The organism is Olavius algarvensis spirochete endosymbiont, assembly GCA_900608495.1.
In the GTDB taxonomy this organism is placed as follows: domain Bacteria; phylum Spirochaetota; class Spirochaetia; order DSM-2461; family DSM-2461; genus UBA2779.
Genome location: UWYT01000114.1, coordinates 23465 through 31176, shown reverse-complemented (window position 1 = coordinate 31176; position 7712 = coordinate 23465). Strand labels below are relative to the sequence as shown.

Genomic DNA, 7712 nt, shown 5'->3' with positions numbered 1-7712 from the left:
GAAGTTGCGTCTTTCGTATCAACTTTCTGCATCAGTGCCGCAATTTTCATCTCCTCCAGCATGTCCAGATTATTGTTGGAGCCCGCACCGTCGGTGCCGAGGAGTATCCGGACGTTCTTGTTCTTCAGCCTCCGGTAGGGAAATACGCCGTTTCCGAACTTCATATTCGATACTGGATTATGAATAACAGTAACCCCGAATTCGGCAAGAATATCGATGTCACTATCGCTCAGATGAATCGCATGAGCGGCCAGTACCCGATCGCTCAACAGTCCAATATCTCCAAGATACTCAACAGGAGTTCTACCTTCATGATTTCTGAGGCAATCTTCGACTTCCTTCTGCGTTTCCGACAAGTGAATGTGAATCTTCAATCCGGCCTCTTTTGTGAAATCTCTTACCCATTCAACGGAATCCCGACTGTCAGCGTAAACGGAATGAAGTGCAACACCCAAATCAATTCCCTCAGGAGGCGAGACTTCAGCGAAGAACTTTGTACAATCATCCCACATAGCTTTGCCGACTTCCGGATCCATCCCATCGATAATTGGATAGTGAATCATTCCCTTCAAAGGAGCATCTTCCAATGCTTTGAGAGCAATACGAGGTTGCATATACATTTCGTTAAAGAACCCCGTGCCGCCGCAAATCATCTCAACTATGGCCAGGCGGTTTCCCCAATAGAAATCCTCTTCGGTGAACTGACTCTCCAAAGGCCATATGCGGGAAGTGAGCCATTCGTGCAAGGGAAGTTCGTCACCGGCGCCGCGCAGGAGAACCATCGGGGAATGCGTGTGGGCATTTACCAGCGATGGAAGCGCCGCGGTATCTTTTCCGTCAATAATACGAGCATCAGGAAAGGTTCCGGCCAGATTTTGTCCGATACTGCGAATCTTTGACCCTTCGATCAGTATATCCTGAACTTTCTCATCCAACAGCGTATTGCGAATGATAATTTTCATAAGCTTGTGCCTCCTCAATCAATTTCGGTCGGAAGGAGGCGTAGGAACTCTCTGATTAAAGCCTTGAAATCGGCACTGGCACTTGCTCCGGTTTCGAACACTTCTTCCGAGGTGATGGGCTTATCGAGGATGCCGGCCGCCATATTGGATATACACGAAATTCCGACCGTCTGTATTCCACAATGTGCGGCGGTAATGGCTTCAGGAATTGTGGACATTCCTACTGCGTCGCCGCCGATTATCGAAGCCATTCGAATCTCTGCCGGTGTTTCAAATGATGGCCCGGTGAACCAGATATACACCCCTTCCCGGAGCGAGATACCACGATTCACCGCTGCATTTCTAATAATTTGATTCAACTCTCCAGACCAGCAATAACTCATATCGGGGAAACGCGATCCGAATTCCTCATCGTTCTTCCCTATAAGGGGATTCTGCCCGGTGAAATTGATATGATCGGTAATCAGCATCAGATTTCCTGGGGAAAATGACCGATTGATACCTCCCGCCGCATTGGTTAGGAGTAATCGCGGGCAACCCAGAACTTTGAGAAGGCGGATCGGATAAACAATTTGCGCCATTTCATAACCCTCAAAGTAGTGAAAACGGCCCATCAGAACCATAATTCGATGGCCCTCGAGATTGCCGAACACCATTTGAGATACATGACCAGGAGCCGTGGCAACAGGAAACCCGGGCAAATCCCTGTAGGAAATGGAAATGGTATTCTCTAATTCCTCAGCTAATGAACTTAAACCTGATCCCAGAATCAACGCAATGTCCGGAGAGCCGCCTCCGCGAGTTCTGATGATATTGCTGGCCTCTCTTAACTGCATAGAATTCCCCTATTTGGCCCGGCCGCTCGTGCTGGCGCTAAATGCCGGCATCATCTCGAGTTTGCGGGATATCCACGGCACCGGAAATAATGTCGCTCCTGGCCTGCTCCACGGCATCAATCACTTCAGAGGGGACAACGAAATCGAAATCATGGAATGGCGCGAGTCCGACGGCATCCTCGGCGAGTCCGAAAACGGCGTTGCCACCTCCTTTGAAATTGCCATCAATGAAATCAAGTGTAGTAAGATAAGTGGCCTGTGTGGTTCCCTTCATCGCCGAGGTAAGGGTGTACTCCGGAGCAAAATGATTCTGATCGACATCAGCGCCCATAACCAGGATGTTTTTCTCCTGCGCAGCCGTGAAGATTCCCATACCGGTCAACCCGGCAAATTGAATAACGATGTCGGCCCCTTGCTCAGCCAAGGCAATAGTGGCTTCCTTTCCTTTGGCCTGGTCGGTGAAAGTTCCTGTTACCACCGAAAGCACTTCGATGTCAGAATTCACTGACTTGGCGCCTTCCGTAAAACCGACGAAATACCGTTCTACCGGTGGTATGTCCATACCCAAAACAGCTCCAATGACATTTTCATCATTGAGTTTGTCGGAGCGGTTGGCATATTCCCGGGTCATTAAACCGGCAACAACACCTGCAAGATAACCGGACTCATGTTCTTTCCAGTTGATACCAAGCACATTGGAGGGGGGCATGGGCGAATCATAAAACAGGTCGATACCGGCAAACATCGTGTCCGGATAATTCGGGGCGACTTCAAGTAAAGCATCATAGAACAAGAACCCCACCGCGAAAATCAACTCTGCGCCGTCTTCAGCGAGGCCAGATAAATTCGGGACATAATCGGTCATCGAAGCAGGTTCAATTAAACGAATTTCGATTAGACCCTCATCCTCGGCTTTCTTCAGTCCAGCATAGACACCGTCGTTGAAAGAACCGTCACCCAAACCATTCGCGTCGGTTGCCATTCCAACGATAATCCTCTCCTGAACCGCTGTTCCCACAGCTTTACTTCCCGCTCCGCTCAGGGCAATCGCAGGAATCGACAACAAAAAAATCACTGTCAATTTTCTCATTTCTTCATCTCCTTCTCATCATTATTTCTCAATCCGACAACGTCAGATATGAATTACAAATTTCATGTCCCGGATCGTTCTATCTGAAAATCCTCACCAAGCGCCCGGGGAGCTCGGGATTTGCGAACCAGTCCGGCCACTGCCAACAGAGCGGCGACATAAGGGAAAATCAGGAATATCTCCGAGGGAACTCGAAATACACCCAGTACTTGAATTCTCAGTGCCAGAGCATCCACCATGCCAAAGAAAAATGAAGCGATTAGACTTCCGACGACAGTCCAGCCACCCGCGATATTCGCTCCCAGAGCAATGAATCCTCTTCCTGCGGTCATACCTTCGGAAAAACTGTTTCCATTCTCAATGGACAGATAAGCTCCGCCCAGGCCGCATAGGATTCCACTGAGTATAACTGCAATATATCGGATTTTTTTAACGGAAATCCCTAAGGTTTCCAGAACAATGGGATGCTCACCGGCTGCCTTGATATGCAGCCCAAGTCTAGTTTTCCTGGTAATCCAAACGAATAGAATCACGACAACGTACATCATATAGACAATAGGAGTTCGATTGAACAATACCGGACCCAAAAGCGGGATACGGCTCAGTAACGGGATGGCGAAGCGATACTCGGCGAGTGAATGAGGAATAATCTCTGAAGTCCCCGGATGGCCAAAGAACAGCTCCAGCAGATAGCGAGTGATACCGAAGCCCAGAATGTTTATAACGGCGCCAGATACGACATGGTTCAGGTGGAGAGATACTGTGGCCCATGCATGAAACAGTGCGAATAAACCGCCGGCCAACATACCCACCAAAACGCCAAACCACGGATTTGCGAACTTCCATGCCGCCCATGCAGCAAAAAACGCTCCCATCAGCATCATCCCTTCCATACCGATATTGACGATTCCGGATCTGTCGCAAATCGTTGCACCGATGGAAGCCAGAATTATCGGTGTGGCGAGCCTAACCGATGCAATCAGGAACTCAGCATTGAGAAGTTCAATGAAAACGTTCATGCCTTCCTCCGAAAATACCTAAACAGGTATCGAGCTAATATCAGGAAGAGAATCAGCCCCTTGACGATTTCAACAATGGACGTTGGTGTTTGGAGAGTTCGGGACATGTATTGGCCACCGGCGTCGAGAGCCCCCCAGAATAGCGCACAGAACACGACGGCTATCGACGATGTGCCGGCCAGGAGAGCAACTGCGATTCCATTCCAACCATATCCGGCATTGATGTTCTCGAACATTTTATGGTCTAAACCCAAAACTTGAGTTACACCGGCAAACGCGGCCAGTAAGCCAGCAAGAAGCATTGTAATCAAGATGATACGTCCGACAGCGATACCTTGTGTTCGCGCGGCAAAACTGTTAAGTCCGACGGCCCTGATTTCGAATCCCAGACGTGTTCTGTGAAGGATATGATGTACTGCCAGAGCTGTAATTACGGCGATGAGAATTCCGATATGGAGGCGGTAGTTGGCTTGAGGAAGGAAGGATTTAAAAGTTGGCAACCAGGTTGATTCGGAAATTGAATCGGTAATATAAGCATGGGCTGATAAGGTTGGATCACCGCCGTTGAATCGAATAAACAAGGAAGATATCGTTCGCGCGATATAGGCAAACATCATCGTGGTGACTACTTCGTGAGCCCCTGTCTTGACTTTCAGAATTGCCGGAATGGCATTATAAGCCGCTCCACATCCCCCTGCTATAATGAATATCAGCGGGATAGCAACGAGGGATGGCAGATCGAATCGAATTCCCAGCCAGGTTGCTGCCATTGTTCCCACGTAGTATTGACCCTCCGCACCTATATTGAACAAACCTCCTTTGAAGGCAATGGTGATGGAAAGAGCCGTAAAAATGAGTGGAACAGCATTGAGAATCGAGACATGCCAATTTTTTACTAAACCACCGTATATCATTGCACCAAAGGATTTCAGAGGTTGATAGCCAGTAATCAACAAAAAAATCCCGCCGATGAAAAAGGCCAGAAAAATCCCCGCAAGAGGTAATCGGATGGTTTTAAATCCGCTTTTCAATACTTCTATAAGGTGCTTCTTCCCATTTTCGAGGACTTCCCCGATCAACCAAAGAACACAAGCCGCTCCTAAAAAAACAAGTCCAATGTGTCGACTTCCGAGAAAAAGAACTATTCCGATGACAATGAAGAGAATTGTGCAAATTCGAATAACGAGAAATGATTTCGATGTTTCAAACATTGGAGGAGTTCCTATGTGTTCCGCCGGTCATATAAAACCCGACATCATTCATCGTGGCTTCCTCTCGTTCGAATTCCTTGAGAATACGACCCCTGAAAATGACAAGAATTCGGTCGGCCAGGCTGAAAATTTCTTCTAACTCCATAGAAATCAGAAGAATCCCTACGTTTCTATCCCGCATGGTAATGAGCTGATTGTGTATGTACTCAATCGCACCGACATCAAGTCCTCTGGTAGGTTGAGATACCAGAAGAAAATCTGGTTCGCGATCGAACTCCCGAGCCAAAATCAGCTTTTGCTGATTGCCTCCGCTGAGATAATTCGCCGGTAAATCGGGGCCGCCGGCGACAATACTGAAACGACTGATAAGTTTTGTGGCCCGATTTCGTATCGCTGAGCGATTGATATGACCATATCTGATCATGGACCGGGCATTTTGATTGCCCAACAGTACATTCTCTGCAATGGAAAACGGCAAAATCAAACCGTCTTTCTGGCGATCTGCTGGAACATATCCGATTCCATTCTCAATACGGTTTTCAATACTCCAGTGCTTTATGGATTGATCTCTCAAATGGATTGCGCCGTCCTGAATCCGGCGAGTTCCAATAACCGCTTCAGAGAGCTCTTCCTGTCCATTCCCATCCACGCCGGCGATTCCAACAATCTCACCGGGCTTAACATAGAGAGATAATCCGTCAACAGCAGGAATCCCTCTGTTGTTCATTACTTTCAAATCGTCGATTCGGAAACAGATTTCGTCCAGTGTTTCATGGTTGGTTCGATTCACCTGAAGTATCACGTCCCGGCCAACCATATGATTGGCCAGATCGACGACGCTGACATCCCGAGTAATAAATTCGCCGGTAATCCGGCCCTTTCTCAGAATGTAAACTCGATCTGAAATGGCTCGGATTTCCTCCAACTTGTGAGTTATGATAATCACCGAAGTGCCTTGGTCTCTCAGGTTCTTAACTATCGAGAAGAAGTCTTCAATTTCCTGAGGGGTGAGTACAGATGTCGGTTCATCGAGAATCAGGATTCGCGCCTTCCGATACAAAGCCTTCAATATCTCAACACGTTGCTGCAAACCTACAGTAAGGTTAGCGATAATCTCATCCGGATCGATTTTCAGGTGATAGCGTTTGGACAAGTTGATGATATCCTCCCGAGCTTTTCGGTAGTTAATCCCGAACCAACTCCGAGGTTCTTCCCCAAGAATTATGTTCTGGGTTACACTTAGCGTTTCAACAAGCATGAAGTGTTGATGAACCATACCCAGTCCTTTCGTGATAGCCTCCCGGGGAGACGAGGCTTCGAATTCTGCGCCATTTAACAAGATGCGCCCCTCGTCCGGTCGATAAAGCCCGTATAGAATATTCATCAGGGTGGATTTACCCGCGCCGTTTTCCCCCAGAATAGAAATGATTTCCCCCTCATAGAGCTTGATGTTGATATTTTGATTGGCCTTGATTTTTGCAAAGCTCTTTGAGATTCCAAGGGTTTCCAGAACGGTTTGTGCCACGATCAGCTTCCTGAGAATCAACAGTATTAAGATAGCATACCACATATTTCAAACTTTCATCAAGCAGAATACGACAATTTAACGTTGTCTTATGTGGTTTTCAATAATGAGTCCTTGAAAATCTGTGTATTTGTCAATATGATGATTCTTGTGGAATACCAAAAAGAAAGAAAACAAGTTGCTGCTATTATGCGTCGGATTTACCGACAGGGACTTACAACCTGTTCGGGGGGTAATATAAGTCTTCGGGTTGATGATGATCGATTTTTGATCACGCCTTCGGCACTGGACAAGGGAACGATTAACTACCGTCAGATTGCTCTGATGACACTCTCGGGAGAAAATTTATCTCCAGGATTGAAGCCAAGCATGGAGGCGGATATGCATCGGACAATTCTCAGGCATCGGGAAGACATCGATGCTGTCGTTCACGCCCATCCAAAACACGCGAGTTTCTTTACCGCGATACAATCTTCCAAGATTCGTACAGATCTGCTTGCCGAGGCGCGATTCGTTCTCGGAGAACCAGTCTTCTCGCCCTATGCTCTTATGGGTACTCCTGAACTCGGAAAAAATTTGAAATCAGCGCTCGCTGGAGGTGAATATGTGGCACTGTTGGAAAACCATGGCGTTCTGACAATCGGGAAAACACTGTTGGAGGCCTTCGACAGGATTGAAGTCGTAGAAGTCGCTGCGGAAATGACTTTTATGTCCGAATACTCCGTCAAACTATCACCTTTAAACAATCGACGCCTCAACGAAATTGACGCCATGAACACATAAATTCTTCCAGGAAGTGTATAGGGCTGTATCTTTACTTCAACTTCCCGGCTCCAAACAACGAAATATCCTCATCATCTTTTCTCAAATAAATCTCCTCCTGGAATTTCATTCAAATGAGATTTCGGGTGAGGTTTGCCTTGAAACTCCAGCAGGCGGAAACGGTCTTCTTGTTACGCTGCTCCTAAGCTTGCTTGCTTCAGGAGCAACGGCCTTTTGTTGCTTCGCTCCCTTGCCGATTCGGCGAAGCGATCCTGATTGACTGCGTGTGATTCCGACATCTCTCAAG

At 47.5% G+C, this 7712-nt stretch carries 7 protein-coding genes; 1 reads left to right on the top strand and 6 read right to left on the bottom strand.

All coding sequences use genetic code 11. From position 1 onward, the window contains the following. The 6 genes from S1OALGB6SA_RS03290 to S1OALGB6SA_RS03265 form a co-directional block, all read right to left on the bottom strand. A partial coding sequence (locus tag S1OALGB6SA_RS03290; protein ID WP_124032548.1) for an amidohydrolase family protein occupies nt 1-962 on the bottom strand: 962 nt, incomplete at its 3' end. A gap of 14 nt (nt 963-976) precedes the next feature. Beyond that, entirely contained in the window at nt 977-1798 is an 822-nt protein-coding gene (locus S1OALGB6SA_RS03285; RefSeq protein ID WP_124032547.1) for a purine-nucleoside phosphorylase, read from the bottom strand. 37 nt (nt 1799-1835) lie between these two features. Then, complete coding sequence (locus S1OALGB6SA_RS03280) at nt 1836-2888, bottom strand: BMP family lipoprotein (RefSeq protein ID WP_124032546.1); 1053 nt, start codon at nt 2886-2888, stop codon at nt 1836-1838. 62 nt (nt 2889-2950) lie between these two features. Continuing rightward, on the bottom strand, nt 2951-3907 hold the full coding sequence (locus tag S1OALGB6SA_RS03275; RefSeq protein WP_124032545.1) for an ABC transporter permease: 957 nt from the start codon (nt 3905-3907) through the stop codon (nt 2951-2953). Next, nucleotides 3904-5118, bottom strand: coding sequence for an ABC transporter permease (locus tag S1OALGB6SA_RS03270; RefSeq protein ID WP_124032544.1), 1215 nt, complete (start codon nt 5116-5118; stop codon nt 3904-3906). Before S1OALGB6SA_RS03270 ends, S1OALGB6SA_RS03275 begins: the two co-directional genes overlap by 4 nt. Next, complete coding sequence (locus S1OALGB6SA_RS03265) at nt 5111-6643, bottom strand: ABC transporter ATP-binding protein (protein WP_230204389.1); 1533 nt, start codon at nt 6641-6643, stop codon at nt 5111-5113. The genes S1OALGB6SA_RS03270 and S1OALGB6SA_RS03265 overlap by 8 nt, the downstream gene beginning before the upstream one ends. A 114-nt stretch (nt 6644-6757) precedes the next feature. Between S1OALGB6SA_RS03265 and S1OALGB6SA_RS03260 the strand changes: the two genes are divergently transcribed. After that, entirely contained in the window at nt 6758-7426 is a 669-nt protein-coding gene (locus tag S1OALGB6SA_RS03260; protein WP_124032542.1) for a class II aldolase/adducin family protein, read from the top strand. Nucleotides 7427-7712 lie beyond the last annotated feature (286 nt).

Excerpts from the sequence above, each read along its gene's own strand:
- S1OALGB6SA_RS03275 (WP_124032545.1), bottom strand. The coding sequence starts at position 3,907 with ATGAACGTTTTCATTGAACTTCTCAATGCTGAGTTCCTGATTGCATCG.
- S1OALGB6SA_RS03280 (WP_124032546.1), bottom strand. The coding sequence starts at position 2,888 with ATGAGAAAATTGACAGTGATTTTTTTGTTGTCGATTCCTGCGATTGCC.
- S1OALGB6SA_RS03285 (WP_124032547.1), bottom strand. The coding sequence starts at position 1,798 with ATGCAGTTAAGAGAGGCCAGCAATATCATCAGAACTCGCGGAGGCGGC.
- S1OALGB6SA_RS03270 (WP_124032544.1), bottom strand. The coding sequence starts at position 5,118 with ATGTTTGAAACATCGAAATCATTTCTCGTTATTCGAATTTGCACAATT.